The organism is Aliarcobacter skirrowii CCUG 10374 (genome assembly GCF_003544835.1).
GTDB lineage: Bacteria > Campylobacterota > Campylobacteria > Campylobacterales > Arcobacteraceae > Aliarcobacter > Aliarcobacter skirrowii.
Window position 1 is genome coordinate 192,937 of sequence record NZ_CP032099.1, and the last position, 26,430, is coordinate 219,366.

The 26,430-nt window shown below is 28.0% G+C and carries 29 protein-coding genes; 18 read left to right on the forward strand and 11 right to left on the reverse strand.

Features of this window, described 5'->3' with window-relative positions; all coding sequences use genetic code 11:
- The first annotated feature begins 19 nt into the window (after positions 1 to 19).
- The 3 genes from fliD to ASKIR_RS01075 all read left to right on the forward strand — a co-directional run bounded on the left by fliD (position 20) and on the right by ASKIR_RS01075 (position 2,030).
- Positions 20 to 1,354 carry a flagellar filament capping protein FliD gene (gene fliD / locus ASKIR_RS01065; RefSeq protein ID WP_066352861.1) on the forward strand — a complete coding sequence of 445 codons (1,335 nt, stop codon included), beginning with the start codon at positions 20 to 22 and terminating at the stop codon, positions 1,352 to 1,354.
- Positions 1,355 to 1,428: 74 nt separating this feature from the next.
- Positions 1,429 to 1,785 (forward strand): flagellar export chaperone FliS, encoded by a 357-nt coding sequence (gene fliS, locus ASKIR_RS01070; protein WP_066162934.1) that lies wholly within the window; start codon positions 1,429 to 1,431, stop codon positions 1,783 to 1,785.
- Positions 1,761 to 2,030 carry a hypothetical protein gene (locus ASKIR_RS01075; protein ID WP_066162932.1) on the forward strand — a complete coding sequence of 90 codons (270 nt, stop codon included), beginning with the start codon at positions 1,761 to 1,763 and terminating at the stop codon, positions 2,028 to 2,030. Before fliS ends, ASKIR_RS01075 begins: the two co-directional genes overlap by 25 nt.
- On the opposite strand, the gene tilS is transcribed toward ASKIR_RS01075, so the two are convergent.
- Both tilS and rimO read right to left on the reverse strand, forming a co-directional pair.
- Positions 2,019 to 2,999, reverse strand: coding sequence for a tRNA lysidine(34) synthetase TilS (gene tilS / locus ASKIR_RS01080; RefSeq protein WP_066352860.1), 981 nt, complete (start codon positions 2,997 to 2,999; stop codon positions 2,019 to 2,021). The genes ASKIR_RS01075 and tilS overlap by 12 nt on opposite strands.
- Positions 2,996 to 4,336, reverse strand: a complete 1,341-nt coding sequence (gene rimO / locus ASKIR_RS01085) for a 30S ribosomal protein S12 methylthiotransferase RimO (protein ID WP_066352858.1) — start codon at positions 4,334 to 4,336, stop codon at positions 2,996 to 2,998. The genes tilS and rimO overlap by 4 nt, the downstream gene beginning before the upstream one ends.
- A gap of 77 nt (positions 4,337 to 4,413) precedes the next feature.
- Between rimO and ASKIR_RS01090 the strand changes: the two genes are divergently transcribed.
- Positions 4,414 to 4,626, forward strand: coding sequence for an META domain-containing protein (locus ASKIR_RS01090; RefSeq protein ID WP_066352855.1), 213 nt, complete (start codon positions 4,414 to 4,416; stop codon positions 4,624 to 4,626).
- 39 nt (positions 4,627 to 4,665) lie between these two features.
- Here ASKIR_RS01090 and panC read toward each other — a convergent pair whose 3' ends face one another.
- Both panC and ASKIR_RS01100 read right to left on the reverse strand, forming a co-directional pair.
- Entirely contained in the window at positions 4,666 to 5,484 is an 819-nt protein-coding gene (gene panC / locus ASKIR_RS01095; RefSeq protein WP_066162923.1) for a pantoate--beta-alanine ligase, read from the reverse strand.
- Between the two features lie 21 nt (positions 5,485 to 5,505).
- On the reverse strand, positions 5,506 to 6,465 hold the full coding sequence (locus ASKIR_RS01100) for an ABC transporter permease (protein ID WP_066162921.1): 960 nt from the start codon (positions 6,463 to 6,465) through the stop codon (positions 5,506 to 5,508).
- A 29-nt stretch (positions 6,466 to 6,494) separates the two neighbouring features.
- Here ASKIR_RS01100 and acpS point away from each other — a divergent pair, with 29 nt between their 5' ends.
- From acpS to ASKIR_RS01115, 3 genes are all read left to right on the forward strand, one after another.
- The gene (acpS, locus tag ASKIR_RS01105) at positions 6,495 to 6,848 is read left to right on the forward strand and encodes a holo-ACP synthase (protein ID WP_066352851.1); all 354 of its coding nucleotides are present in this window, start codon (positions 6,495 to 6,497) and stop codon (positions 6,846 to 6,848) included.
- Positions 6,849 to 7,009: 161 nt separating this feature from the next.
- Entirely contained in the window at positions 7,010 to 7,606 is a 597-nt protein-coding gene (locus tag ASKIR_RS01110; protein ID WP_066352848.1) for an ML domain-containing protein, read from the forward strand.
- Positions 7,607 to 7,626: 20 nt separating this feature from the next.
- Entirely contained in the window at positions 7,627 to 8,331 is a 705-nt protein-coding gene (locus tag ASKIR_RS01115) for a DsbA family protein (protein ID WP_066352845.1), read from the forward strand.
- Between the two features lie 21 nt (positions 8,332 to 8,352).
- On the opposite strand, the gene gltS is transcribed toward ASKIR_RS01115, so the two are convergent.
- From gltS to ASKIR_RS01130, 3 genes are read right to left on the reverse strand one after another with little or no spacing between them, the layout of a single operon-like run.
- Complete coding sequence (gltS, locus tag ASKIR_RS01120) at positions 8,353 to 9,579, reverse strand: sodium/glutamate symporter (RefSeq protein WP_115588016.1); 1,227 nt, start codon at positions 9,577 to 9,579, stop codon at positions 8,353 to 8,355.
- 24 nt (positions 9,580 to 9,603) lie between these two features.
- Complete coding sequence (ruvX, locus tag ASKIR_RS01125; RefSeq protein WP_066352840.1) at positions 9,604 to 9,990, reverse strand: Holliday junction resolvase RuvX; 387 nt, start codon at positions 9,988 to 9,990, stop codon at positions 9,604 to 9,606.
- Complete coding sequence (locus tag ASKIR_RS01130; protein ID WP_115588015.1) at positions 9,987 to 10,901, reverse strand: methylenetetrahydrofolate reductase; 915 nt, start codon at positions 10,899 to 10,901, stop codon at positions 9,987 to 9,989. Before ASKIR_RS01130 ends, ruvX begins: the two co-directional genes overlap by 4 nt.
- A gap of 80 nt (positions 10,902 to 10,981) precedes the next feature.
- On the opposite strand from ASKIR_RS01130, the gene serB reads away from it, so the two are divergent.
- The 4 genes from serB to ASKIR_RS01150 all read left to right on the forward strand — a co-directional run bounded on the left by serB (position 10,982) and on the right by ASKIR_RS01150 (position 14,895).
- The gene (gene serB, locus ASKIR_RS01135; RefSeq protein ID WP_115588014.1) at positions 10,982 to 11,608 is read left to right on the forward strand and encodes a phosphoserine phosphatase SerB; all 627 of its coding nucleotides are present in this window, start codon (positions 10,982 to 10,984) and stop codon (positions 11,606 to 11,608) included.
- 3 nt (positions 11,609 to 11,611) lie between these two features.
- Positions 11,612 to 12,604, forward strand: coding sequence for a transaldolase (locus ASKIR_RS01140; protein ID WP_066352838.1), 993 nt, complete (start codon positions 11,612 to 11,614; stop codon positions 12,602 to 12,604).
- A gap of 64 nt (positions 12,605 to 12,668) precedes the next feature.
- Positions 12,669 to 14,021, forward strand: a complete 1,353-nt coding sequence (locus tag ASKIR_RS01145) for a class II 3-deoxy-7-phosphoheptulonate synthase (protein ID WP_066352837.1) — start codon at positions 12,669 to 12,671, stop codon at positions 14,019 to 14,021.
- Between the two features lie 88 nt (positions 14,022 to 14,109).
- Positions 14,110 to 14,895, forward strand: a complete 786-nt coding sequence (locus ASKIR_RS01150; RefSeq protein ID WP_228137777.1) for a nucleoside-specific channel-forming Tsx family protein — start codon at positions 14,110 to 14,112, stop codon at positions 14,893 to 14,895.
- 47 nt (positions 14,896 to 14,942) lie between these two features.
- On the opposite strand, the gene ASKIR_RS01155 is transcribed toward ASKIR_RS01150, so the two are convergent.
- The 3 genes from ASKIR_RS01155 to tgt are packed head-to-tail and all read right to left on the reverse strand — an operon-like array spanning position 14,943 to position 16,752.
- The gene (locus ASKIR_RS01155) at positions 14,943 to 15,284 is read right to left on the reverse strand and encodes an arsenate reductase family protein (protein ID WP_066352835.1); all 342 of its coding nucleotides are present in this window, start codon (positions 15,282 to 15,284) and stop codon (positions 14,943 to 14,945) included.
- 3 nt (positions 15,285 to 15,287) lie between these two features.
- Positions 15,288 to 15,578: an Asp-tRNA(Asn)/Glu-tRNA(Gln) amidotransferase subunit GatC gene (gatC, locus tag ASKIR_RS01160; protein ID WP_066352926.1), complete on the reverse strand. Its 291-nt coding sequence runs from the start codon at positions 15,576 to 15,578 to the stop codon at positions 15,288 to 15,290.
- A gap of 52 nt (positions 15,579 to 15,630) precedes the next feature.
- Positions 15,631 to 16,752 (reverse strand): tRNA guanosine(34) transglycosylase Tgt, encoded by a 1,122-nt coding sequence (tgt, locus tag ASKIR_RS01165; RefSeq protein WP_115588013.1) that lies wholly within the window; start codon positions 16,750 to 16,752, stop codon positions 15,631 to 15,633.
- Between the two features lie 104 nt (positions 16,753 to 16,856).
- Here tgt and ASKIR_RS01170 point away from each other — a divergent pair, with 104 nt between their 5' ends.
- Positions 16,857 to 18,284 carry a COG3400 family protein gene (locus ASKIR_RS01170; RefSeq protein WP_228137912.1) on the forward strand — a complete coding sequence of 476 codons (1,428 nt, stop codon included), beginning with the start codon at positions 16,857 to 16,859 and terminating at the stop codon, positions 18,282 to 18,284.
- Between the two features lie 11 nt (positions 18,285 to 18,295).
- Positions 18,296 to 19,600: a UDP-N-acetylmuramate--L-alanine ligase gene (gene murC, locus ASKIR_RS01175; RefSeq protein WP_066352830.1), complete on the forward strand. Its 1,305-nt coding sequence runs from the start codon at positions 18,296 to 18,298 to the stop codon at positions 19,598 to 19,600.
- 24 nt (positions 19,601 to 19,624) lie between these two features.
- On the opposite strand, the gene ASKIR_RS01180 is transcribed toward murC, so the two are convergent.
- Positions 19,625 to 20,524: a LysR family transcriptional regulator gene (locus tag ASKIR_RS01180; protein WP_066352828.1), complete on the reverse strand. Its 900-nt coding sequence runs from the start codon at positions 20,522 to 20,524 to the stop codon at positions 19,625 to 19,627.
- 116 nt (positions 20,525 to 20,640) lie between these two features.
- Between ASKIR_RS01180 and ASKIR_RS01185 the strand changes: the two genes are divergently transcribed.
- From ASKIR_RS01185 to ccoN, 5 genes are all read left to right on the forward strand, one after another.
- Positions 20,641 to 22,695: an ATP-dependent helicase gene (locus ASKIR_RS01185; RefSeq protein WP_066352826.1), complete on the forward strand. Its 2,055-nt coding sequence runs from the start codon at positions 20,641 to 20,643 to the stop codon at positions 22,693 to 22,695.
- A 9-nt stretch (positions 22,696 to 22,704) separates the two neighbouring features.
- Positions 22,705 to 23,571 carry a tRNA pseudouridine(55) synthase TruB gene (gene truB / locus ASKIR_RS01190; RefSeq protein ID WP_082946417.1) on the forward strand — a complete coding sequence of 289 codons (867 nt, stop codon included), beginning with the start codon at positions 22,705 to 22,707 and terminating at the stop codon, positions 23,569 to 23,571.
- The gene (locus tag ASKIR_RS01195; RefSeq protein WP_066352824.1) at positions 23,564 to 24,319 is read left to right on the forward strand and encodes a 4-(cytidine 5'-diphospho)-2-C-methyl-D-erythritol kinase; all 756 of its coding nucleotides are present in this window, start codon (positions 23,564 to 23,566) and stop codon (positions 24,317 to 24,319) included. Before truB ends, ASKIR_RS01195 begins: the two co-directional genes overlap by 8 nt.
- A 9-nt stretch (positions 24,320 to 24,328) precedes the next feature.
- Positions 24,329 to 24,802: an SsrA-binding protein SmpB gene (gene smpB, locus ASKIR_RS01200; protein WP_066162874.1), complete on the forward strand. Its 474-nt coding sequence runs from the start codon at positions 24,329 to 24,331 to the stop codon at positions 24,800 to 24,802.
- Positions 24,803 to 24,954: 152 nt separating this feature from the next.
- A complete protein-coding gene (gene ccoN, locus ASKIR_RS01205; protein ID WP_066162873.1) occupies positions 24,955 to 26,424 on the forward strand; it encodes a cytochrome-c oxidase, cbb3-type subunit I in 1,470 nt (489 codons plus the stop codon).
- Positions 26,425 to 26,430 lie beyond the last annotated feature (6 nt).

Below are 26,430 nucleotides of genomic sequence, written 5' to 3' on the forward strand. Positions count from 1 at the left end.
CCAATAAAAGGAGTTTAAAATGGCTGAAGGAATTTTAGGATTAGGACAAGGACAAGCAGGAGCATTAAATAATGATATGCTTGAAAAATTAAAAGCTGTTGATAGAAAAGCAACAGTTGAACCAATTGAAAAAAAATTAGAGAAATTTGATTTAGAGCGAGAAGCTATAACAAATATATCTACAAAAGTTGAAGATCTTTTATCTGCCATTAAATTGTTCTCTTTAAATCAAACAACTTCTGTTAATGCTTTTAATCAAAAGAGTGCAAGTGTAATGGGAGATGGGGTTGTTTTTGATTCAGATGATTTAAGTTCATTAAAAACTGGAAGTATGAGAGTTCAAGTACAAAAATTAGCGCAAAAAGATGTTTGGCAATCAAATCCTCCAATAAGTGGTTCAAAAACTGATACTGTAAATGCTGGAATAATTACAATAAATGGTACAAACATTGATACAAGTACAATGTCATATACAAAGTTAACTGAAGAGATAAATAAAATAAGTGGAGTACAAGCATCTTTAGTAGAAGATTCTGCTGGAAATTTTAGATTATCAATAAAAAGTACTGAAACTGGATCTGCAAATAAAATAAATTTTACCGGCTCAGATACTAGTGCATTAGAACATTTTGGATTTGATAAAACAGCTAATAATGTATTACAAGCTCAAGATATGCAATTAAAAGCAGATGGAGTTGATTATTCATCTAGTTCAAATACAGTTACAATTGATGGATTAAAAATAACAGCTACAAAAGAAACTGGTGATTCAACAATAAATATTGAGAATGATACTTCATCTTTGGCTACACAAATGAAAGATTTTGCAGATAAATATAATGATTTAAGAGCTGCAATTGAAAATGAGATTTATAGTAGTGAATCTAGTATTGATAACAAAGGTGCTTTAAGAGATATATTAGCAAATATTAAAAATGAACTATTTGGTTCAGGAGCTGGTTCAAGCTCAATATTTAGTTTTGGATTCTCTCTTGATGAAAAAAATGGAAATCTACTTTTTAATCAAAAAGATTTCGAAAATTCAACAAAAAATGGAACAGCTGATTTAGAAGCACTTTTTGCAGGAACTCCTGATAAAAAAGGTATAGCAACATCTATTGATGAGGTAATTAGTATTAGTGGTGTTAAAAAAAGTTTGATTGATTATGAAATAAATATGATTTCAAGAGAAGAGACTCTTAAAAAAGATAAAGAGGCTGCTGAAAAAACTCTTGAAAGTAGGTATGCAACAATGGCACAGCAGTTTGCATCTTATGGAGTTATTATAAATCAAATGGAAGCATCGTTTTCAGGTTTAAAAATGATGATACAACAATCAATTGCTTCAAAATAGAGGATAGTTTAACATCCTCTATTTAAGCAAAGATATAATATACTCAAAAAAATTGTTAGCTGGAGTTAAAATTTATGGGGATTGAATTATATAATCAACAAAATGCTGTAACAGATGATCCATATGCACTTGTATTAAAGCTGTATGAAGGAATAATAAAATATTTATCATTTGCAAAAAGTGCTATAAATGATGGAGATATTGAGAAAAAATTTACATATATAAATAAATCTATTGCAATTTTTGATGAACTTAGAAATGTACTTGATTTTGATGGTGGTGAGGTTGCTTACTACTTAGATGGATTATATTTATACCAAATAGAGACGCTATTTAGTGCTGGAGTTGATGATAATATAAATAAAATCAATCAAGTTATAAAAGTTGTTCAAGGAATGATTGACGCATGGAAAGAAGAGACTGGTCTTTAAAACTTTTGAGTGAATTAAACTACATTAATTCACTTGATTCTTATGAAAAAGCTGATGCTATAGTAGCTTGGTATCAAGATAACTTTACAAATAATAAAATAGAAGATTTAGATTTAAAGCTTGATGATTTAAAAAGATTTGAAGAGCTTTTTTTTATAAATCTTAATTTTTTAAAAGAGCAAAAAGAGATAGCTAGACAAGATTTGAATAATCTTAAAAAAATGAAAAATTTTTTAAAAAACTAAATCTTTAAAATCTATATTTTTAATAAAAATATACTCTCTAATATTTTTTGGTAACTTTTTAACTCTACATTTTTCTTTAAAATCTTTTGGCATATTTATTTTTATTTTTGGAGCTATAAAAATATAATTTTCTGTAATAGCAATATTTATTTTATGGGCTATTGTAAGCTCTTTTTGTTTTATTATCTCCTCTCTTTGTAAAGATGATAGTAAAATACCTCTTTTTTTTAAAGATTTATCAATAACTCTTAAATTTAAATTGTTATCATTTTGGTTTTTAAAAATTTCTAATTCTTCAATTTTTTTAATTGGATAAAAATCTATATTTAGTGAGTTTAAATCATTATGTAAAAAGTTAAAACTACTTTTTACACCCTCTTTGAACTCTTTTAAAAAAGAGTTTGAAAAACTGTTTCTAAAGTAGTTTCTTTTATATTTTTCATCTATATTTGATTCATCTACAAAATATTTTATATTTTTATTTTCAAGATAAGATATTAACTCATCTTTTGAGAAATTTAATAGAGGTCTATAGATTTTATAAAATTCTTTATCTTCAATTTCACTCATTCCTAAAAGTTCAATTAATCCAGCCCCCTTTGATAGCTGCATCAAAAACCACTCAAATTTATCATTTAATTGATGAGCTGTGATTAGAAAATCATAAGAGTTTTTTTTAATAATCTCTTCAAAAAAATTGTATCTTATATCTCTAGCTTGTTTTTCAAAATTTGATAAATTTTCTAAAAATATATCTTTTTTATATATTTTTTTATTAAACTTTTTTGCTAAGTTTTTTGCGTGTGCAACTTCCTCTTTTGATTGCTCTCTTATATTGTAATCAACAATAGCAATATCAAAAGATATATTTGAGTTCAAAAGAAGAAAAAAAAGTGCAGTAGAATCAATTCCTGCAGAAAATGCAAGAAGATTTTTACTACTTTTAATTTCTGAAAAATCTAAATTCATACTTTTTTAATTATTTTAGCTAGTAATTTATCACCAGCTATATCAGTTATTAAAACTTCATAAATATCACCAAATACAATTTTCTCTTCATTTTCATTATCATTTATATATATTTCCCCATCAATTTCAGGAGCCCAAATAGTTTTTCTAGCACTTAGTAGATATTCATGTTCATCACTTTCACCACTTATATACACTTCAAAAGTTTTACCAATATCATTTTTTAAAGATTTTAAAGTTGTATTAGAGATAATTTCTCCTAAAATTTCAGCTCTTTCATCTATTAACTCTTGTGCTATCTTATCAGCTCTTGTTTGCGCAGTTGTTCCCTCTTCATCTGAATAAGAAAATACATTTGATCTATCAAATCCAAAGTTTTCAACAAACTCACAAAGCTCTTCAAAATCTTCTTCACTCTCTCCAGGATGTCCAGCAATAAATGTAGTTCTTACAAATGAGTTTGGTTTTGATCTCATATACTCCATAAGTTCTCTTAATTTTTCTGCACCTTTTCCTCTTTTCATAATCTTTAACATATTTTGTGATATGTGTTGAAGAGGCATGTCAAAGTAGTTTACAAAAACTTTTGAGCTTGCAATTTTATCAATTAGATTAAAAGTAGTTGTACTTGGATATAGATATAAGATTCTAGCTGTTTTAACACCATCTATTTTTTCAACTACATCAATTAACTTCTCTAATCCATCATTAAAACCTAAATCTCTTAAATATGATGATGAGTCTTGTGATACAAAAGAGAAATCTTTAAAACCTTTTTTAACAAGATTTGTTACCTCTTTTACAAGTGATTCTAAAGTTCTTGAGTGAAGTTTTCCTTTAAATGATGGAATTGCACAAAAAGAACATGTTTGGTTGCAACCTTCGCTTAGTTTTACAAAAGCGTGAAAAGATGATCCAGTTATTACTCTTTCATCCTCATCGCTTGCTAAAAACACCTCATTTGAAAAGCTACTTCTTTTTTCATTTACCAATTTATCAATTTTGTCATAATCTCCAACACCTGTAAAAATATCAATTTCAGGTAACTCTTTTTGAAGTTCTCCTTGATATCTTTGGCTTAAACATCCAGCCATAACTAAAACAGACTCTTTTTTTCTATCTTCGTGTAGATTTAAAATTGTATTTAAACTCTCTTCTTTTGCACTATCTATAAATCCACATGTATTTACTATAATTAAATCGGCATTTTGTGCATCATCTGTTATTTCATAATCTCTAAGCCGACCTAGCATTACTTCACTATCTACAAGATTTTTTGTACAACCAAGGCTTACCATATGAAGCTTTTTTGTAGGTTTTTTTTCACTAAATTTCATATATATTTATCCAATATTTTATAATTTTTTGGATTTTAACATATAAGAGCATTTATACAAATTAATAAGTTAAAAAGTTGTATCATAAGATTTTTAAGATAAGGAGAAATATAAATAAATCTTCAAAATATGCTTTTATAAAATTTGATAGAGATTTAAAAGTTTTTGGTAATTTAGGTTGTAATAATTTTTTTGCTAGATATAAATTAGATAAAAATATATTACATATTAGTAAAGTTGGAAGTACTATGATGATGTGTCAAAATATGGAAACTGAACAAAATTTATAAAAGAGTAGAACTACTACTCTTTTAGTTTGTTGTTGAATCTCACATCCAAATATTATCAAGAAGTCTGATACTTCCAAATCTTACAACTACTAAAATAATTGTATTTGATTGTTCAATTATCTCTATTTCATTAAAATTTCTATCAACAACTTTTACATATTCAACATCAAGACCATTTAAAACTTCATAAATTTTATCTTTTATTATTTTAGAATCTCGCTCTCCTTTTGCAATTAAGTTTCCAGCCATATAAATAGATTTTGAAATTTTAAGAGCTTCCTCTTTTTGTTCAGGAGTTAAATATACATTTCTAGAACTAAGAGCTAATCCACTATTTTCTCTTACAATATCGCAAGGAACTATATTTATAGGTAAGAATAGATTTTTTACCATCTGTTGAATTAGTGTTAATTGCTGAGCATCTTTTTTGCCAAAATATGCATTTGTAGGTTGAGTTAAATTGAATAGTTTTAATACTACTTGTAAAACCCCATCAAAATGTCCAGGTCTTGTAAATCCTTCTAAGACATAACTATTTTGTGGAGCTTTAATTAAAACTTCATCATCTTCATACATAGTTTCAATATTTGGCATAAAAAGATAATCAACTTTACACATTTGGCAAATTTTGATATCAGCTTCCTCTTTCCTTGGATATTTATCTAAATCTTCACCTTTTAAAAATTGTGTAGGATTTACAAAAATGGATACTATAACTATATCGTTATTATCTCTTGCATTTTTTATTAAAGAGATATGTCCATCGTGTAAAGCACCCATTGTTGGAACAAATCCAATTTTTCCATTTAAGTTTTTTCTAATATTTTTCAGCTCTTCAACAGTTTTAACTATTTGCAATACTATTTCCTTTTTATGATTTTATTTTTCATTGTAGTTTGGATTTAGTTTTAATAATACTAAATCAGCAATCATATTTCCAATAAGTGTTAGAAATGCTCCAATTATAAGTATTCCCATAATTACTGGATAATCATGGCTTAAAGCACTTTGATAAAATAGCAATCCCATTCCATCTATTGAAAATATTGTCTCTAAAATTACACTTCCACCAATAACTCCTGGAAGAGATAGCCCCAGAAGAGTTATTACAGGTGGATATAAGTTTGGTAAAATATAGTATCTTAAGATTTTTTTATTATCTAATCCTCTAGCTTTAGCAAAAAATATATAATCACTTTTTAAAATTTCAATAGTTAATGCTCTTATATATAAAATCAAACTTCCAATTCCACCAAAAACTATTATAAAAATAGGTAATACTAAATGCCAAGCAAAATCTAAATAGTAATTTAAACTCCCATCATTTGGTACACTATGAAGTCCAGCTATTGGAAAAAGTTCAAATTGTATAGAAAAAATTAAAACTAAAATAAGTGCTAAATAAAAAGATGGCATTGAAAAACTTAAAAGTGATAGCTGTTTTGTAAACCTATCAAAAATTGACTCTTTTTTCATAGCAGCTTTTATTCCAAGATATAAACTTATTAAAAATACTAAAATCATAGAGATTATGTTTATTGTTAAAGTAATTGGAATTCTGCTTAAAATCTCATCTTTTACAGTAGATCCACTTGAAAAAGATATTCCAAAATCTAGTTGTAAAATTGAGTAAACCCACGAAAAAAATTGAATATATAGTGGTTTATCCAAGCCATAAATTTTTTTCAACTCTTCAATTGCTTCAGGTGTTATATTTGGATTTAGCTCACCACTTGCAAAAAATGAGTTAGGAGCTAAATTTATTGCAATAAATGAGATTAGGCTAATAATAAATAGCATAATAATAATGTATAATAATTTTTTTAAAAATAGATTCATAACATAGATTATACAAAAGATAGGATTAAATGATAGGTATTGATATAGTTAGTATTGATAGAATAAAAAAGATGTACGAAAAGTTTGGTGATAAGTTTTATGATAGATTTTTATGTGAAGATGAAAAAAAACTTGTAAAATCTCCTCAAACTGCAGCTGGTTTTTGGGCTGCAAAAGAGGCAGCTAGTAAAGCTATTGGTACTGGAATTGGAGAGATTTGTTCATTTTATGATATAAAAATAAAAAAAGATGAAAATGGTGCTCCAAAGATAAAGTATAGTAAAGATTTAAGAAAAAAATTTAAGATAAAAAAATCATCTTTGAGTGTCACTCACGATGGTGGTTTTGCAATAGCAGTTGTAGTAAATAGTTTAAAAAAATAAAGTTTGATATAAATCAACAAAAGAGTCTAAATAATATATTAGAATTTCTTTACTCTAACATAGAGCTAGTACGAGTGGACTTGCCCCGAAATCTCTCCTGATTAGTCCACCGTACAATTTTTGTTCTATTAAATTATAAAAATCAAAATAAGGTAAATTATATGAATATAGATTTTTTTCAAGATGTTGAAACAATTATTTTAAAAGATAAATTAGGAAGATTTCTTGGTGTTGATGAGGATTTTGTATATACTTTTCAAGATGTTGTAAAACTAAGTGGTCATTCTTGTCCAACAGTTGCTGGAGCTTATCTTATGACTATAAAAGCTTTAAAAGAGTTATACAAAGATGAGTTACCAGTTCGTGGTGAAATAAGAGTTGAGCTAAGAGATTCAAAAAGTTCTGGAACAACTGGAGTTTTAGCAAATGTAGCTTCATTTATAACAGGAGCAAAAGAGGAAGATGGATTTAAAGGACTTCAAGGGCAATACTTTAGAAATAATCTACTTAAATATGAAGCACCAATAAAAGGTGATATGAGATTTACAAGAGTTGATAATCAAGAAAAAGTTGAAGTTATGTATGATTTGTCAAATATCTCTTTGAGTGGTTTTGATGGAAGTTTAATGCAAAAAGGACTTCAAGGAGTTGCAACAAAAGAGGAGCTTGAAACTTTTGGAGCTGCTTGGCAAAAAAGAGTTAGTGAGATTTTATTAAAATATAAAGATGATGTAGTAAAGTTGATAATAAATAATTAAGAGAGTTTTAAAATATAAAAATGATAGTTTGTGATGAAAAATTAGGAGTTTGCTCTGTTGTGGAAGTTGATTTAAAAGATGAGTTGGAACTAGAACAACCAACACTATTTTATATTGGCGATCCTATGTGTTCTTGGTGTTATGGAATGAGCGATATTTTAAAAGATACTCAAGAGTACTGTGCTAAAAATGGTATAAAATTCCAAACTATTGTTGCAGGGCTAAGAGCTAGTGGTCAAGTTTTATGGGATAAAAGATTTAAAGGCTTTTTAAAACATGAATGGACAAATATTTCAAACAAAACAGGCAAAAAGTTCTCTTTTGAAATACTTGATTTATTAAATTTTGATTATGATACAACACCAGCTTGTAAGGCTGTTTTGATTGCAAAGATTTTAAGTTTTAATAATAGTAAAATAGTTTTAGAGTTTTTTTCTAAAATTCAAGAAAAATTTTATGCAAATTCACAAGATACAAAAAAATTAGAGTTTTATAAAGAAATTTGTGAAGATTTAAGTCTTGATTTTGAAGAGTTTTCTAAGCTATTTAAAGATAAATCTTTGGATAAAAAACTTCAAAATGAGTTTATATTTGGAAGAAATTTAAGTAGCTCTTTCCCTAGTTTAATTCTTTTAAATAAAAAACAAAAAGTAAATATATCTATTGGATATAGTAGTTTAGAAGATGTAATTTCAAGAATAAACAAAAACCTAAAGAGCTTGTAAAAGTTCTTTAGGTTTAAATAATTACTCAAAAAACTTTAAAACTGTTTGTATAACTGTAGCATTTATTAAATCTACAAAAAATGCTCCACAAAGAGGAACTATTAAAAATGCTTTATGAGAAGATCCATACATATTTGTAATTGCTTGCATATTTGCAACTGCTGTAGGAGTTGCTCCTAAACCAAAACCACAATGACCAGTTGCTAAAACACTTGCATCATAATTTTTACCCATAGTTCTAAATGTTACAAAATATGCATATAAAATCATAATTAAAACTTGTGAAACTAAAATCACAGTTAAAGCACCAGCTAGATTTGATAGTTGCCAAAGTTTAAGTGAAAGTAGAGCCATTGCTAAATATAAAGATAATGAAGCATTTCCAAAAACATCAATTGCTCTATCAAAAATCTCAATTTTTAATATATTTTCTAAAAAATTTCTTAAAATTACACCACCTGCAAGTGCCCAGACAAAAGTAGGTAGTTCAAGTGCACTTCCTTTTGCAAAGTTTGTCATAAAATCAGCAAATGCTAAACAAGCTGCAAATAGAGCTAAAGTTGATATTGCACTATTTGTAGTAATTAATCTTACCTCTTGAGGATACTCAAAAGGAACAAATTCATCAATTACTTTCTCATTTTTTAAGTCATCTTCTTTTCTAGATTTTTCACTAGCAAGCTTATATCTATTTATTAAAAATTTTGCTAAAGGTCCACCAATAAGTCCACCCATTACAAGACCAAAAGTTGCAGCTGCCATTCCTAAAGCCATAGCGCCTTCAATTGCATATTTTGTCTCTAAAATTTCTCCCCAAGCTCCAGCTGTTCCATGTCCACCAGTTAGTGAAACAGAACCAGCTATAAGACCAATAAGTGGATCAATTCCTAATAGTGTAGCAAGAGATATTCCAACAAAGTTTTGAATTATAATAAAACCAGAAACTACAAAAAGAAAAATAAAAAGAGATTTCCCACCCTCTTTTAGTTTTGCAAAATTTGCACTAAGTCCAATTGATATAAAAAATATAAGCATAAAACTTGTTTGAAGTTCGCTACTAGTTGTTATACTATGACCCCAAAAATTATATACAAAAGTAGAAATAGTAGCTGCCACAAGACCACCAGCAACAGGTTCTGGTATATTATATCTTCTTAAAAACTCAATTTTATTTACTAAAAATTTACCAATAAGCAAAACTATAACAGCTGCAATTAGTGTATAGTAGGCATTAAATGTGAAATTCATAAGTTCTCCTTTTTAAACTATTTATTATTTTTTACTTAAATTTATATATCTTTCTAAAATTATTTTTGCAGCAATTGAGTCAATTCTTCCATCTCTTACTTGTTTTACTTCACCTTTCATAAGCTCTTTTGCCTCTATTGAGCTAAGATTTTCTTCACAAAATTCAAAAGGAATTTTAAGTTCTAGTAGGTTTGTAAAGTGTTTTATTCTGTTTTGAGTATCTATATTTGAGCTTGGAAGTCCAATAATTAGTTTTTCAATTTGCCACTCTTTTAAAAAATTGGTTACTTCAAGAGCAGCTTGATTTCTATTTTTCCTAATAATAGCATTTTGTGGAGTTACAATATCACTCATAAGAGAGATTGCAACCCCAACTCTTTTTAGACCAACATCAATTGAAGCTAATCTCAATCTAAAATCTCACTTGCAACTTCAAATTTATTGTTTGCAGTCATTAGATGAATTTTTGGATGAATTTTATTAATCTCTTTAAATAGATTTTTGCTCAATTGCATTCCAACTTTATACTCCTCTTCTTCACTAATACTATGAGCTCGTTCAAGTTCATCTATCCAAAATTGAGGGACATGAATTCCTGGAACTTGTGCAGATAAAAATAGTGCAGTTCTTAGTTTTGTAATAGGAAATAGCCCAAGTATTAGTTGTGATTTTTTCTTATCACCTTCTACATTCTCTTTTGCAATTTCAAAGCTTTCAAGTAGTTTTTTTACATTTTCAATGTCAAAAACAGGTTGAGTTATAACTCCAACAGCACCGTTTTGAATCTTTAAATTCATCTTTTTTTCCAAACTCCCAAAATTTTTAGCATATGCATTTACAACTGCAAATGGAAATATCTGTTTTGGTTCAATTTTAAAAGGACGTCCAGCAAAATCCATACCATAGTTAAAAGATTTAATCATCTTTAAAAGCATTAAAGAGTTTGCTTCAAAAACACCTTTACTATTTGGTTGATCACTCATTTTTGCAGGATCTCCTGTAAGAGCTAAAATTGCTCTAATATCAAAATCATTTGCTCCTAGTAAATCAGATTGTAAAGCAATTTTATTTCTATCTCTCATTGTCATTGTTGCAATTACTGGTTTTTTAAACTCTGTTTGAAGTTTTAAAGCAGCAAAAAGTGAGTTATATTTTAATTTTGCCAAAGGATTATCTGTACAAGTAAAGCCATCAACTTTTGAATCTATTTTAAATTTTTTAATTTTTTCTACAATATTGTGCATTGATGGTTCGTGTTGAGGTGTTGTTTCAAGTGTTAAGTATTTACCATCTTGAAGTTTAGAAATTAGTGTTTCAAACATAAAAAAGCTTTCCTTTTTAAACTATTTAGTTAAATTTGGCTAATATTATACCCTTTAATATTTAAAGTTTTAGGATATTTATGAAATTAGCAGTTTTTGATTTTGATTCAACACTTATGGATGGAGAAACTATAGATTTTCTTGCAGATGAGTTTGGAATTGGAAGTGAAGTAAAAAAAATAACAGAAGAGGCTATGAGTGGAAGATTGGATTTTTTTGAATCTTTAATTCAAAGAGTAGCACTTTTAAAGGGAATGGATTATAAAAAAGTAGTTGATATTTGTGCAAATCTTCCTTTAATGACAGGTTCAAAAGAGATTGTAAAAGAGTTACAAAAAATGAATTATAAAGTTGTTTGTTTTAGTGGTGGATTTAGATTAGGAACATCACCTGCTAAATATAAATTGGGACTTGATGCAGATTTTTCAAATATTTTACACCAAAAAGATGGAGTTTTAACAGGACTTGTTGGTGGTGATATGATGTTTGGCTACTCAAAAGGTGATATGATACAAAGACTTCAAGGTCTTTTAAAAATATCAAAAGAGGATACATTGGTTTGTGGAGATGGTGCAAATGATTTAAGTATGTTTGAAAAAGCTGATACAAGAGTTGCTTTTTGTGCAAAGGATATACTTAAAAAAGAGGCAAATATAATTGTTGATACAAAAGATTTAACAAAAATTTTAGATTATATAAAGGCTTAAGAGATGAAAGAGTTTGAAGAGATAAATTACTCAATTTGGTGTGATTTTATTGAAAGAGATTTTTTAGAAAATAGATTTCAAGAGATTATAAATGATGGAACAATAAAAGGTGCAACATCAAATCCAGCTATTTTTGAATCATCAATTAAAAGTTCAAGCGCATATAAACAACAACTTTTAATGCTTCAAGCAAATGAGAATAAAGCAATTTATGAAGAGCTTGCTTTTACAGATATCAAAAGAGCAGCTGAACTTTTAGAACCACTTTATAAAAAAAACAATAACAATGGATTTATATCAATAGAGGTTGACCCACTTTTGTGTGATGATGCTTCTTTAACTATTGAAGAGGGATTAAGAATTCACAAATCTTTACACTCTGATAATGTTATGATAAAAATACCAGCAACACAAGCTGGTTATATTGCAATGAGAGAACTTACAAGTAGAGGAATTCATGTGAATGCTACTTTGGTTTTTTCACAAGAACAAGCAAAAATGTGTGCAATGGCACTTGATGAGGGAATAAAAGCTTCAAATAAAGATATAAAAGCTGTTATTTCTGTATTTGTTTCAAGATTTGATAGAGAAATTGATGGTGACTTAATCATAAAAGGTTTACCACACTCAAAACTTGGAATTATAAATGCAACAAAGTGTTACCATATAGTTGAAAAGTTTGAAAATAAAAATATTAGAACTCTTTTTGCAAGTACAGGTGTAAAAGGTAATGAACTAAGCCCTAGCTACTATGTTGATAATTTAATCTATCCAAATAGTATAAACACAGCACCACTTTCTACTATTGAAGCATGGCTTGAAATTGGTAAAAAAGAGCCTTCAGTTGTAATATCTGAAGCTGAATGTGATACATTTTTAGATCTTTTAGATAAAAATGGTTTCAATGTAGATAAAATATCTAACAAACTTTTAAATGATGGGCTTGAAGCTTTTAAAATATCATTTAAAGAGCTTTTAGAAAAAGTTAAAAATTAATTTAATATTAAGATATATTGGATAAAATTTTTCCATTAATAAAAAATAAGAAAAGGTAGCAAATATGAAAAATTGGAGCCCAAGTAGCTGGAGAGAGTTCCCTATAAAACAACAACCAACATATAATGATATAAAAACTTTAAAAGAGGTTGAACAAGAGTTAGCTAGCTATCCTCCTTTAATTTTTGCTGGTGAAGCATTAAGTTTGAAAAAACAGCTTGCAAAAGTTGTAAATGGTGAGGCATTTTTACTTCAAGGTGGAGATTGTGCTGAGAGTTTTAGCTCTTTTAATGCACAAAATATCAAAGATCTGTTTAAAGTAATGATGCAAATGGCAGTTGTATTAACATTTTCAGGTGGTTGCCCTGTTGTAAAAGTTGGAAGGGTTGCTGGACAATTTGCAAAGCCAAGAAGTGCAGATTTTGAAGAGATAAATGGTCTTAGTCTTCCATCATATAGAGGAGATATCATAAATGATATGGATTTTACTCTCGATGCAAGAGAACCAAAAGCAAAAAAACTTTTAAAAGCATATAATCAAAGTGCTGCTACAATGAACCTTTTAAGAGCATTCTCAAGAGGTGGAATGGCTGATTTAAATCAAGTGCACTTATGGAATTTAGATTTTGTTAAAGACAATACTTTAGGTGCAAAATATGAAGAGATAGCAAATAAAATTAGTGAGAGTTTGGCATTTATGAAAGCTTGTGGAATAACAAGTGAAAATACTCCACAACTAAATCAAACAACACTATTTACATCTCATGAAGCACTATTACTGAACTATGAAGAGGCACTTACAAGAAGAGATTCAATCACAGGTGATTGGTTTAACTGCTCTGCTCATATGCTTTGGATTGGAGATAGAACAAGAGAGCTTGATGGTGCTCATATTGAGTATTTTAGAGGAATTAAAAATCCAATTGGTTGTAAAGTTGGTCCATCAATGAAAGAGGATGAGCTAATTAAATTAATTGATGCTTTAAATCCAGACAATGAAGCTGGAAGATTAAACTTAATTGTTAGAATGGGTAATGAAAAAATTTCTGAACACTTCCCAAAACTTTTAGCAAGAGTTGAAAAAGAGGGTAAAAAAGTTTTATGGTCAAGTGATCCAATGCATGGAAATACTATAAAAGCTGAAAATGGATATAAAACAAGAGATTTTGAAGCTATTTTAGGTGAAGTAAAACAGTTCTTCCAAATTCATAAAGCTCAAGGATCATACGCTGGCGGAATTCATCTTGAGATGACTGGGCAAAATGTAACAGAGTGTACTGGAAGTAGATCATCTGCAATTAAACAAAGTGATTTAGCTAGTAGATATCATACGCAATGTGATCCAAGATTAAATGCTGATCAAGCTTTAGAGTTATCATTTATGATAGCTGAAACTCTAAAAGAGGCCAGAAAATAAGAGAAGGTTTTATCTTTTCTTATACAATTTAATGAATAAATACATTTTTTTAAATATCGTTTTTATAATAATTTTAATAAGCAATTCATTGTTTGCACAAAAGCCAGATGAAGTGGAAAATAAAAAATGGGCAAATTTAATTTTAATGAAAGGTATAAATCAAAGAGGTGGACCATATGCCTTTGATGATACTTATCTTGAATTTGAATTTGGTGGAAGATATGAATGGTTGGACTTATATGGATATGTTGATTTTATAGATGTAATGAATAGTAAAAGTAGCGATAAGCACGGTGGCAATAATTTCTTTGTAGATATTGAGCCTAGAATTTCTATTGATTATTTACTTGACAAAGATTTATCTTATAAAGCTTTAAAAGAGTTATATTTAGCATTTGATTACTATTATTCTGATGAGCCAAATGCAAAAGGTTTAAATATTCTTTGGATAGGAATTGGAAGTGATATAGAACTTCCTTTTTTAGGAAAAAGTGGAGTCAATTTTTATACTAGATATATAGATGAAAATTATGGAGCTAGTAATGAACATAGCTTTGATGGTTATGTTGCTCATATTAATTGGTTTAAGCCAATCCATTTTTTTGGTAAAAATCGTTTTCTATCTTTTCAAGGATATATTGACTACGAGTTTGGAAGTAAATTAAAAGCAGATAGTTTTGAAAGATATTACAGAACATCTGACTCTTTACAAGGTTATTTTGGGCTTTATTATCATGATAAACATTGGCTTTTTGGTTATGGATTAAAAGCATATAAAAATATGACCCAATGGAAAAATAATCAAGAATTAAACGGTAAAAGAACTAATACTACTGGATTTGGTCACTATTTTAGTTTAGGGTATAAGTTTTAAATTATAAATTTCAGCTGTCAAGTGTTGTTTGATAACTTAAGAAAGATTTATAAAAAAATCTTCTTATACTCTTCCTCATTCCAAGCAACTACAAGTTTATCACCATACTCTATAACAGGTCTTTTAAAAAGCATAGGTTCATTTGCAAGATACTCTTTTTTAGCTTGTTCATCAAGATTTAACTCTTTTAAATTCATAGTTTTGTATTTAGTACCTTTTGAATTAAAAAGTATATTAATATCAACTTCTTGTGACCATTTTTTAACAGTTTCTAAATCTACTTTTGTAGTTTTAAAATCTACAAAATCAATCTCTATGTTGTGGTCTTTGAAAAACTTCAAAGCATTTCGCACACTTCCGCAAGTTTTTATTCCATAAACTTTTATCATTTTTTACTCTATAATTTTTGGAACTACAAAGTAGTTGTCTTCACTTTTTGGTGCATTTTTTAAAATATTATCAGATATCTCTTTACTTGAAACTGCAACATCTTCTCTAAAAGGTGTTCCACCCTCAATTACACTTGCAATTGCCTCTACATTTGAAACATCAACTTCATTTAAGTTGTTTACAAATTCAAGCATTTGAGATATATCACTTTTTAACTGCTCTTTTTTATCATCTTCTATTTTCACACTAGAGAGTTTTTCTAATCTTGTTATTAAATTATCATCTACAATAATATTTGACATATTTTTCCTTTATCTTAAAGTAAGTATTCTATCAAAAAAAAGTTTATTTGCCTCTTTTAGCATAAAAATCTTTTTTAAATTCCACCCAATTATCTTTTAAAATAGCCTCTCTTGCTTGTCTCATTAAATCTAAATAGTAGTGAATATTATGAATTGAAGCAAGTCTAAAATAGGTTATTTCACCAGCTCTTAAAAGATGGTTTAAGTAAGCTCTTGTGAAATTTCTACAAGTATAACAAGAACAACTCTCATCTATTGGTTTAATATCCTCTTTAAACTCTGCTTTTTTGATATTCAATCTTCCAAAACTAGTAAATAGTGTTCCATTTCTTGCATTTCTTGTAGGCATTACACAATCAAACATATCAACACCACGCTCTATATTTTCTATTAAATCCTCAGGTGTTCCAACTCCCATTAAATATCGGGGCTTTTCTTTTGGCATAAATTGTGTTGTCCACTCAACAGTTTCGTACATATCTTGGTTTGGTTCACCAACGCTTAATCCACCAATTGCAAAACCATCATAATCTGTTAAACTACAAAGTTGTTCGGCACTTTGTTTTCTAAACTCTTTATCTGTTCCACCTTGAATAATTGCAAAAATATTCTGATGTGTTCCAATACCACGAGATTTTTGCTCCATGTGATAAGTAATAGCTTCTTTTGCCCATTTTGTAGTTCTTTCAATTGATTTAGCAATTCTCTCTTTTGTATTTGGAAGTGCTACTAAATCATCTAAAATCATCATAATATCAGAGTTTAAATCATATTGTGTATCAAGTACACTTTTTGGTGTAAAGTAGTGACGGCTTCCATCAATATGAGATTTAAACATTATTCCATTTTCATCAGGTTTACTATTATCGCTTAGTGAAAAAGCTTGAAATCCTCCACTATCTGTTAAAAATGAGTTTGGAAATTTTGAAAAACCATGAAGTCCACCAAATTTTTTTATTAGTTTGCTTCCAGGTCTTAAATATAAGTGATAAGTATTTCCTAAGATTATTTTTGCTCCAAGTTCTAGCATATCGTTTGCATCAAGAGCTTTTACAGTTCCTTGAGTACCAACTGGCATAAAAACAGGAGTTAAGATAGTGCTGTTGGCTGTTTTGATTGTACAAGCTCTTGCGCCTTGTGAAGTTGCATCGATTTTAAATTCCATAAATATTATAAACCTTTTTGTAAATTAGGATTTTGTTTTAAATTAATAAAAAATAGATTCTATCAAAAATCTACTATTAAACTTTTTAAGATATAATTTTGCCCATGAAAAAAATATTAATTATACTTGATGGTATTGTTGCGAAGAAGCTTTTACAAAGAATTGTAGAGTCAAATACAGGCGATAATAGCTATGATGTTGTATATATGAATGATGTAATTTTACCAATTCATAAGCCTACAAATTTTACATTTTATAAGTTTGATCCAACTTCTAGCTCTAAATTATCAATGGTTTTAGATAAAGATATTCATAGTGAAGTTTTGATGGCATTAAACTCAAAAGATGAGATGCTAAGTACTATAAAAATAATTAGAGAGTATAAAAAGAATCTTCAAATCACAATATTGGATTATTGGGGAATTAGCTTAAAAGATCCAATGGTTCACATCTATAAAGGTATAGATGTACTTGCTAATGGAATGGTTGAAAGATTACCAAATATTCCTGTTCTTGCTCAAAATATTGGACTAAAGCAGGGTGAAATTATGGAGATTAAAATTCCATTTGGAAGCTCGTATGCTTATAAATCAATTGCTACTTTAGAGCAAAAAGATTGGAGAATTTTTGGTCTTTATAGAAATCAAAAATTAGTAGAATTAAAAAGAAGTTTAGTTTTAAAACCAAACGATATAATCCTTGTAATTGGAAAACCATCTGTATTGATGAATATTTACAATGTAATTGGAAAAACTCAAGGTCAATTTCCAATGCCTTTTGGAAATAATATATATCTGTATCTTGATCTATATTTAGAAGATGAACTTAGTGTAAAACATATTTTAAGAGATACTAAATTTTTAAATGAAAAATTAAAAAACTCTCTATTAATTGTAAGAGTTACAAGACCAACTACACCAAAAATAATGACTCTTGTAAAAAATGAATTAAGAAATTTTCCTACAATAGTTTTGCATATAGATTATGCAAATAAAGGTTTTGAAGATCTGTTTAAAGAGGATAGTAGAAAGTATAATATTGGACTTATTGCACCAAGCCCTTCTATGTTTAAAGACAAAAAGATGCTTAAAAAATTAGATTGTATAAAACTTCCAATGTATAAAAAAGGTGAAGAGAATTTAAAATCATCAAAAAATATTGGAGTTGTTTTAAATGATTATCTATCTTATGAACAGATTGCTCCAATTGTTTTTGATTTAGCTAGTCAATTAAAATTAAAAGCAAAAGTATTTAATCACGATCCAATTGGACAAAAAGATAATCAAGAGAATTTATTAAACCATTTTGAGAATATTGCAAAAGTATTTAATGAAAAAGTTGAAATAGAAAGTGGTGATAAGAATCCAATTAGAGAGTTAAGAAAACAGAAAAATATTTTACAAGTACTTCCTTTAAAAGATATTATGTTTAAAAAGAGAAATTTCTTTAAAATTATCTATACAAATAGTGATTTAGTGGCATTTGATATGTATAAATTTAATCAAATTTTAATACCTATTTCAGAAGATTAAGAGGGGAAAATATGAGAGTTCATTTTATTGGAATTGGAGGAATTGGTCTTTCTGCCTTAGCTAGATTTTTAAATTTTGATGGGCATAGTGTTAGTGGAAGTGATGTTAAAAGTTCACCAATTATAAAAGAGCTAATAAATGAGGGTATTAAAATATCTTGTCCGCAAGATGCTAAAAATATAACAAAAGATTTGGATTTAGTAATTTATTCAGCAGCAGTAACAGATGAAAATCCAGAGCTTATAGAGGCAAGACTTAAACAAATAAGAACTTTAAGTAGAAAAGAGGCACTACCAATTATTTTAGGGGATAAGAAAAACTATTGTGTTGCAGGAGCTCATGGAAAATCAACTACAACTGCAATTTTAGCAACAATACTTCAAAGTAGCACTTTAATTGGAGCAATTTCAAAAGAGTTTGGAAGTAATTTTAGATATGTAGATAAAACTGTTGTATTTGAAGCAGATGAGAGTGATGCATCTTTTTTACTCTCAAATCCATATTGTGCAATTGTTACAAATGCTGAGCCTGAGCATATGGAGTATTATCACTATGATTATGATAAATTTTATGAATCTTATGAAACTTTTTTGAGTTTAGCAAAAAAAAGAGTTGTAAATGGTGAAGATAAAGATATTCAAAAATTAAAAATTGAGGATGCAACATATCTTTATCCATCAAAAGATATAAAAAATCTATGTTATACAATTAAAAATGGAGAACCCTGTACAAAATTTACTCTAAAAGATTATGGAGAATTTGAGGTTTGGGGATTTGGATTTCATATAGCTTCAAATGCCTCTTTGGCAATTTTGGCTGCTTTAAATGAGCTTGATATTGAGACAATTAGAAAAAATCTTTTAAACTATAAAGGTATTAAAAAGAGATTTGATATTGTTCAATCAAATGATAAATTTGTAGTTATTGATGATTATGCTCATCATCCAACAGAGATTGAAGCAACTATGAAATCAGTTGAGTTATATGACAACTTAACAAATTTTAACAATAGAATAGTTCTTTGGCAACCACATAAATATAGTAGAACTGCTGATAATCTAGAAGGTTTTAAAAAGTGCTTTAGAAGATGTGATGAGTTGATAATTTTACCTATTTGGAAAGTTGCTGGTGAGAAAAAACTTGATTTAAATTTAGAAAAAGAGTTTGCCTCTTATAATCCAATTTTTGCAGATAGAGTAGTATCTTACAAAGGAAAAATTGAGCTTATCAAAGATGATAAAATCATAAAAACTTATGATGAGGGGATATTTTTAGGAGTTGGAGCTGGAGATATAACTTATCAATTACGATATTAATTTTAAAAGCTAGAACTCTAGCTTTTAAGGTTTTACTTTTAATAAATAATCAACAACATTTTCTATAAATGCATCACTTTTTCTATCTTTTCTGTATGCAATATATAGTTTTCTAAGCATTTTATTGTTGCCAATTCTTGATTCATATAAAGCACCCGATTTAAGTAGTGACTCAATAGCATTTCTTGAAACAATTGAAACGGTTGGTATATCATTTTTATCTGAGTGTAAAACAGTTTGAACTATTGTTGTAGCGCTTGTAACTTCACTTGTAACATTAAAAGTATCACAATCTGGATAGTTTGCTTTTTGAAGGCTCTCTTTAAAAATAGTTCCAGTATCAGAACCAGGAGTTCTACAAACCCATCTATATGATATTAAATCCTCAGCTTTTGCTTTTGGAGGTAGTTTTTGATTTGAAAATATAACAATCTCATCTTCCATCCACTCTCTATAAATAATATCTTCATTTGCAATATAGTTTTCAACTAAAGCAATATCTATTTTTTTGTCTAATAAATCTTCAATTGCCTCATGAGAAACTGATACATTTATAGATACATCATTTCTAATATTATCTTTTAAATTATTTAAAAATCTAGGAAGAATATAATTTCCAATTATAAAACTAGCACCAAAAATAAATGCCGTGTTTTTATTCATTATTTTTAACAAATCTTTTTCTGCATTAGTTACGCACTTCTCTATTTTAAGGGCTATTGCGTGAAGCATTTGACCCTCTTTTGTAAGCCTTATACCATTTTTCTTTCTATCAACAATTTGAACATCTAAATAATCTTCTATAAACTTCATTTGTTGAGTTACAGCAGGTTGTGAAATCCCTAGTTTTGCAGATGCTTTTGAAAAAGACTTCTCTCTAACTACAGTTAAAAAAGTCTCTAATTTAGCAAAATCTTTAAGCATTTTTTTCTCCAAAAATAAATTGGCACAATAATAACATTTATTTATAAATAGAATAATTAAGAGATATAATAATTTTATAAATTTTATGGTATAATCTAAGTTTATTGGAGAAAAAAATGTCTGAAAATTTATTAATATCACTTAATGAGTCACAACAAAGTGCAGCACAACATATAGATGGACCACTTTTAATTTTAGCTGGAGCTGGAAGTGGAAAAACAAAAACGATTACAACTAGGCTTGCTTATTTAATATCAATTGGAATAGATCCAAAATCTATTTTAACTTTAACTTTTACAAATAAAGCTGCAAATGAGATGAGAGATAGAGCATTTTGCATGCTTGATTCAAATAGTTTAAATACACCTCCACTTCTTTGTACTTTTCATAAGTTTGGTCTTCTTTTCTTAAAATTTCATATAGGTGAATTAGGTAGGAAAAACAACTTTATAATTATTGATAGTGATGATAAAAGAAGAGTTTTAAAATCAATAAATAAAGAGATTCCAACAGCACTATTATCAAGTGAAATTTCAAAATATAAAAACTCAATAATAACTCCAATAGAGGCAAAAGCACAAGCTCAAGGAAAACTTTATAGTGAAATAGCAGATATATATGCATCTTATGAAGAGCATCTATTAAAAAACAATCTTGTAGATTTTGATGATTTACTTTTGCTTCCTTATAATATTTTAAAAAACAATGAAAAACTAGCTTTAGAAACTAGTAAAAAATACCAATATATAATGGTTGATGAGTATCAAGATACAAATGAACTTCAATATAGGCTTTTAAGACTACTTTGCACAAATCATAACAATATTTGTGTTGTTGGAGATGATGATCAAAGTATTTATGGATGGCGAGGAGCAACAATTAAAAACATTTTAAATTTTAATGAACATTTTAATGATACAAAAGTTGTAAAACTAGAGAAAAACTATAGATCAACTGATACAATTTTACAACATGCAAATCTTTTAATTGAACACAATCGTGACAGACTTGGGAAAAAACTTGTAGGAACAAAAGATAAAGGGAGTTCAATAAAAGTTTATGAATCAAATGATGAGAATGATGAAACTAGAAAAATAACTGAAGATATAAAAGAGCTTTTAAGTAGAGGTGAAAATGCAAAAGATATAGCAATACTATTTCGTGTAAATGCACTTTCAAGATCTCTTGAAGAGGGATTTAATAAAGTAGGACTTAACTATAAACTTGTTGGTGGAATGAAGTTTTATGAAAGATCTGAGATTAAAGATTTAATTGCATATTTTAGAATTTTGACAAACTTAAGTGATAACTTCTCAATTAAAAGAGTTATAAATAAACCAAAAAGAGGAATAGGTGCTACAACAATAGATAAACTTGAAGCAAAGGCAAATGAGCTAAAGTTACCTATATTTGACATGATTCAAAATTTAAGTTCAGATGAATTAAGTGCAATTGTTGGTAAAAAAAATGCAAGAACTATCAAAGTTTTTGAAGCATCAATTTTAGATTTAAGAGAGCAGATGAATGAATCAAAAATGAGATTTCTTGATAGTTTTGAAGATACTTTTGATTATAGAGCATCTTATGATAATCTTCCAGATGGATTTGAGAGACAAGCAAATATTGATGAGTTTTATGGATATATTAGAGATTTTTTCATTCAAAATCCACATTTAGATTTAAAAGATTTTTTAAATGAAATAGCACTTGAGAGCCAAAATGATGAGTACTCAACTGAAGCTGTGAGTATGATGAGTATTCATGCTTCAAAAGGTTTGGAATTTAAGCACCTATTTATAATTGGATTAGAAGAGGGATTTTTCCCAATTATTGGAGATGGAACTGATTTAGAAGAGGAGAGACGTTTAGGTTATGTAGCATTTACAAGAGCTATGGATAATTTAACCTTATCATTTGTTCATTCAAGATTTTATAAAGGGAAAAGAACTCAATTAAACAAAAGTAGATTTTTGATTGAGAGTGGTTTAGTAAAAGGTAGTTTAGTAATAGAAAAAAGTTCTGGATTTAAAAAAGGTGATATGGTAAACCATAAAATTTTTGGTCAAGGAAGAGTTGAAAAAGCTGTAAATGCTGGAAAAGATTATAAACTAACAATTAATTTTGGTGGACAAAAAAGAGATATTCTCTCATCATTTGTAGAAAAAGCTTAAGGATTTTTTTTGCAAAAAAGAGTTTATGAAAAGGGTGAATTAAATAGACTTTTTGTAGTAGATAAACCCATGTTTATTAGTTCAAACTTCTATTTAAACAGATTTAAAAGAGCTTTTAAAAATAAAAAAGCTGGATTTAGTGGAACGCTTGATCCCTTTGCAACTGGATGTTTAATTGTTGCTTTTGGTCAATATGCAAAACTATTTCAATATCTAAAAAAAACTCCAAAAAGATATCAAGCTGTAATTTGGCTAGGAGTTACTTCTGAATCTTATGATATAGAACGAATTTTTGATATAAATTTTGTAGATAGATTTGATGAAAATTTCTTAAAAAATGAGCTTAAAAAACTAAAAGGAAAAATTGATTATATTCCACCAAAATTTAGTGCAAAAAAAATAAACGGAATGAAAGCTTATGAATTAGCAAGACAAAATGAAGATTTTGAATTAAAAAAATCAACTATGGAAGTATTTGATATTAAATTTTTAAAATACAACCACCCTTTTATTAGTTTTGAAGTAAGTGTTAGTGAGGGCTCTTATATTAGATCATTAGCTCAAATATTTTTAGAAAACATCTCTTCAATTGGAACTTTATCATATTTAAAAAGAGTTAGTGAGGGTCAATTTAAATTTGAAAATCATAAAGAGTTAAATCCACTTGAGTATTTAGATTTAGAAAAAAACATATATAGTGGTACTCAAGAGTGGTTAGAGTTTGGTAAAAAAATTAGCATTGAATATTTAGAAAAAAAGAAGAGTGGAAAATATATAATAGAGCTTGATGACTTTTTTTCAATTATTGAAATAGTTGAAAATGAAGTAAAATATATTTTAAATAAAATTCCAAAATTAAAGGAAAATAATGATTGAAAAATCATATGCAAAAATAAATATATTTTTAAAAATAGTTGGAATAAAAGATAACTACCATCTAATAGCATCAAGATTTGTAAGGGTAAAAAATCTTTTCGATACTATTTCATTTACAAAAAAAGATGTTGAAAACTTTACTTTAGAGGGTGATTTTTCATGTTTATTAGAGAAAAATACAGTTTATAAAGCCTATAAAGAGCTAGAAAGTTTTAGTTGTGTAAAAGATTTTTTTAAATCTCATATTGTAAAAATAGATAAAAAAATTCCAGAGTTTGCTGGGCTTGGTGGTGGAAGTTCAAATGCAGCAACATTTATAAATATGGTAAATAGATATTGTAATTTAAATTTATCAAAAGATGATTTAGCAAAAATTGGCTCAAAAATTGGTGCAGATGTAGCTTTTTTTATATATGAATATGATAGTGCAAATGTTAGTGGAGTTGGAGAGATAGTTGAAAAGTTTGATGAAGATATGTTAAATATTGAAGTTTTTACTCCAAAAATATCTTGCGATACAGCAAAAATATATAAAACATTTAGAGAAAATTTTTATAAAGAGCTAAATAAAGATGAAGTTAAAGAGCTTTTTGCTACAAATTCAAAAGATATTTTAAAAAAATTTGATATAAAAAATGCTAATGATTTATATCTTCCTGCTCTGTTTTTAGAGAAAAAACTAGAAGATTATGCAAAAGAAAATTGGTATTTTAGTGGAAGTGGAAGCTCATTTTTTAAAGTTTTATAAGGATAAGGTTTGGCAAAAAAAGAAGCAAAAAAGAGTTTAGTTTTTAAAAATAAAAAAGCATTTCATGACTTTACAATTTTAGACAGCCTTGAGGCTGGAATTATGCTTGAAGGTAGTGAAGTAAAAGCTATTAGAGAAGGAAGAGTAAACTTAAAAGATAGTTTTGTAAGAATTATAAAAGGTGAAGTTTTTTTATTAAATGCTCATATATCTCACCTAGGTACAACACACTTTACATATAGACCTGATGAAAGAAGAGCTAGAAAACTACTACTTCACTCAAAACAGATATCAAAAATGTATGAAAAAGTTACAAAAGATGGAATAACATTAATATGTACAAAACTCTATTTTAATGATAAAAATATGATAAAAGTTGAAGTAGCAACAGCTCAAGGTAAAAAGTTACATGATAAGAGAGAAGATTTAAAAGCAAAAAGTATGAAAAGAGAAACAGAACAAGCTTTAAAAGCCTATAAATAAGATAACTTTTCTCTTGATTTTTTTCTTCAAAAATCCTTCTAATCGTTAATTTATTGTTAATTTTTTTGTTAATTTTAAGTTTCACTTGGATATTATTTTGCTCAATGAGTGACATTTTGTGACTTGTATATAAATTTTGTAGGAGGAAATTGATGCAAAACGGTGCACAAATTGAGTATGACTACTCGGTTGCTAAGTATTTTACGTTTGCTACAATATTGTTTGGTATCATAGGTATGACAATAGGTGTTGTACTTGCTTTTCAATTAGCTTTTCCAGAGCTAAACTATCTAGCAGGTGAGTACGGTACATTTAGTAGATTAAGACCTTTACACACAAATGGTGTTGCGTTTGGATTTGCTTTAAGTGGTATTTTCGCAACTTGGTATTATGTATCACAAAGAGTTTTAAAAGTTTCATTAAAAGAGTCACCTTTTTTAATGGTAATCGCTAAATTACACTTTTGGTTATATTTCATAACAATTCTTTTAGCTGTTGTTACACTTTTTATGGGTATTACAACATCAAAAGAGTATGCAGAACTTGAATGGCCACTAGATATTCTAGTTGTTGTTTGGTGGGTTTTATGGGGTATTTCTATTTTTGGAATTATAGGAATTAGAAGAGAAAGAACACTATATATCTCTATTTGGTATTATATTGCAACATTTATTGCTGTTGCTATGTTATATCTATTCAATAATATGGAAGTTCCAACTTATTTTGCTTCTGGTGGATATGGTTCATGGATTCACTCTGTTTCTATGTATTCAGGAACAAATGATGCTTTAGTTCAATGGTGGTATGGACATAATGCTGTTGCATTCGTATTTACTACTCCAATTATTGCAATGATTTATTATTTCTTACCAAAAGAATCAGGACAAAATGTTTATTCTTATAAACTTTCTATCTTAGCATTCTGGGGTCTATTATTTGTTTATTTATGGGCTGGTGGACACCACTTAATTTATAGTACTGTTCCAGATTGGATGCAAACTATGGGTTCTGTTATGTCAGTTGTTCTAATTTTACCATCATGGGGATCTGCAATTAATATGCTTTTAACTATGAAAGGTGAGTGGAATCAGTTACAAACAAATACATTAATTAAATTTATGATTTTAGCTTCAACATTCTATATGTTAAGTACAATTGAAGGACCAATTCAATCAATTAAATCAGTAAATGCTATTGCACACTTTACAGATTGGATTCCAGGACACGTTCATGATGGAGTTTTAGGATGGGTTGTATTTATGATTATGGCAGCACTATTCCATATGGTTCCAAGAATGTTTAAAAGAGAGTTATACTCTAAGTCTCTAATGGAAACACAATTCTGGTTACAAACAGTAGGTATTGTTCTATACTTTACTTCTATGTGGATTGCTGGTATTACACAAGGTATGATGTGGAGAGCTTATGATGAATATGGTTCATTAGTATACTCATTCATTGATACAGTTACTGTATTACATCCATACTATACAATCAGAGCAGTTGGTGGGTTATTATATCTAATAGGATTCTTTATGTTCGCATATAACATTTATAAAACAATTAAATGTGGAAGAGTACTAGATAAAGAACCAGTAAATGCAACTCCAGTAGCTGCTTAAGAAAGG

What these genes read in the sequence shown, in the direction of transcription:
- acpS (WP_066352851.1), top strand. Translation starts at nt 6,495, where the DNA reads ATGATAGGTATTGATATAGTTAGTATTGATAGAATAAAAAAGATGTAC.
- fliD (WP_066352861.1), top strand. Translation starts at nt 20, where the DNA reads ATGGCTGAAGGAATTTTAGGATTAGGACAAGGACAAGCAGGAGCATTA.
- ASKIR_RS01185 (WP_066352826.1), top strand. Translation starts at nt 20,641, where the DNA reads ATGTCTGAAAATTTATTAATATCACTTAATGAGTCACAACAAAGTGCA.
- ASKIR_RS01110 (WP_066352848.1), top strand. Translation starts at nt 7,010, where the DNA reads ATGAATATAGATTTTTTTCAAGATGTTGAAACAATTATTTTAAAAGAT.
- serB (WP_115588014.1), top strand. Translation starts at nt 10,982, where the DNA reads ATGAAATTAGCAGTTTTTGATTTTGATTCAACACTTATGGATGGAGAA.
- rimO (WP_066352858.1), bottom strand. Translation starts at nt 4,336, where the DNA reads ATGAAATTTAGTGAAAAAAAACCTACAAAAAAGCTTCATATGGTAAGC.
- ASKIR_RS01130 (WP_115588015.1), bottom strand. Translation starts at nt 10,901, where the DNA reads ATGTTTGAAACACTAATTTCTAAACTTCAAGATGGTAAATACTTAACA.
- ASKIR_RS01115 (WP_066352845.1), top strand. Translation starts at nt 7,627, where the DNA reads ATGATAGTTTGTGATGAAAAATTAGGAGTTTGCTCTGTTGTGGAAGTT.
- ccoN (WP_066162873.1), top strand. Translation starts at nt 24,955, where the DNA reads ATGCAAAACGGTGCACAAATTGAGTATGACTACTCGGTTGCTAAGTAT.
- ASKIR_RS01170 (WP_228137912.1), top strand. Translation starts at nt 16,857, where the DNA reads ATGAAAAAAATATTAATTATACTTGATGGTATTGTTGCGAAGAAGCTT.
- ASKIR_RS01180 (WP_066352828.1), bottom strand. Translation starts at nt 20,524, where the DNA reads ATGCTTAAAGATTTTGCTAAATTAGAGACTTTTTTAACTGTAGTTAGA.
- ASKIR_RS01195 (WP_066352824.1), top strand. Translation starts at nt 23,564, where the DNA reads ATGATTGAAAAATCATATGCAAAAATAAATATATTTTTAAAAATAGTT.
- ASKIR_RS01140 (WP_066352838.1), top strand. Translation starts at nt 11,612, where the DNA reads ATGAAAGAGTTTGAAGAGATAAATTACTCAATTTGGTGTGATTTTATT.
- ASKIR_RS01155 (WP_066352835.1), bottom strand. Translation starts at nt 15,284, where the DNA reads ATGATAAAAGTTTATGGAATAAAAACTTGCGGAAGTGTGCGAAATGCT.
- murC (WP_066352830.1), top strand. Translation starts at nt 18,296, where the DNA reads ATGAGAGTTCATTTTATTGGAATTGGAGGAATTGGTCTTTCTGCCTTA.
- gltS (WP_115588016.1), bottom strand. Translation starts at nt 9,579, where the DNA reads ATGAATTTCACATTTAATGCCTACTATACACTAATTGCAGCTGTTATA.
- tilS (WP_066352860.1), bottom strand. Translation starts at nt 2,999, where the DNA reads ATGAATTTAGATTTTTCAGAAATTAAAAGTAGTAAAAATCTTCTTGCA.
- fliS (WP_066162934.1), top strand. Translation starts at nt 1,429, where the DNA reads ATGGGGATTGAATTATATAATCAACAAAATGCTGTAACAGATGATCCA.
- ASKIR_RS01145 (WP_066352837.1), top strand. Translation starts at nt 12,669, where the DNA reads ATGAAAAATTGGAGCCCAAGTAGCTGGAGAGAGTTCCCTATAAAACAA.
- tgt (WP_115588013.1), bottom strand. Translation starts at nt 16,752, where the DNA reads ATGGAATTTAAAATCGATGCAACTTCACAAGGCGCAAGAGCTTGTACA.
- ASKIR_RS01075 (WP_066162932.1), top strand. Translation starts at nt 1,761, where the DNA reads ATGGAAAGAAGAGACTGGTCTTTAAAACTTTTGAGTGAATTAAACTAC.
- ASKIR_RS01100 (WP_066162921.1), bottom strand. Translation starts at nt 6,465, where the DNA reads ATGAATCTATTTTTAAAAAAATTATTATACATTATTATTATGCTATTT.